Origin of the sequence: Bacillus cereus group sp. BfR-BA-01379 (genome assembly GCF_022663605.1) — a bacterium.
GTDB lineage: Bacteria > Bacillota > Bacilli > Bacillales > Bacillaceae_G > Bacillus_A > Bacillus_A mobilis.
In genome coordinates, this window is record NZ_JAKUFT010000191.1 from 1 (window position 1) to 593 (window position 593).

Sequence of the window (593 nt, forward strand, 5' to 3'; positions counted from 1 at the left end):
CACGTTTTGGTTCTTCTTTTTGGACAACTGGTTGCCCTACTGCGACCGCTGCTTCTTCTACAACTTGTTGTTCTTCTGCAATCGGCGCTTCTTCTACAGCTTGTTGTTCTTCTGCAATCGGTGCTTCTTCTACAACTCGTTGCTCTTTTGCAATCAGTGCTTCTTCTACAACTCGTTGCTCTTCCGCAATCGGTGCTTCTTCTACAACTTGTTGTTCTTCCGCAATTAAAACATCCGCAAAGCTTTGAACATTTTTCTTCGTTTGTTCATCAGCCTCAGAAACATGTATGAATTCATTCTTTTGTACAATTGCTTCATCTAACAATATTTCTTGCTGCGTTTCCTCAAGTTCTACAGGTTCCGCTTCTTCTTGCTCTTCTGCTTCCGCAATTACTTCCACTTCTTCTAACTCTTCTGCTTCTGCAATTACTTCTATTTCTTCTGGCGCTTCTGTTTCTGCAATTACTTCCACTTCTTCTGGTACTTCCGCTTCTGCAACTACTTCCACTTCTTCTTGCTCTTCCGTTTCTGCAATTACTTCCGCTTCTTCTGGCACTTCTGTTTCTGCAATTACTTCTACTTCTTCCCGCTCT

1 pseudogene is annotated in these 593 nt (G+C 42.3%); it reads right to left on the reverse strand.

Going from position 1 to position 593, the window contains the following annotated elements:
* Nucleotides 1-593, reverse strand: a pseudogene (locus tag MR113_RS27380) (DNA translocase FtsK); the annotation flags it as partial.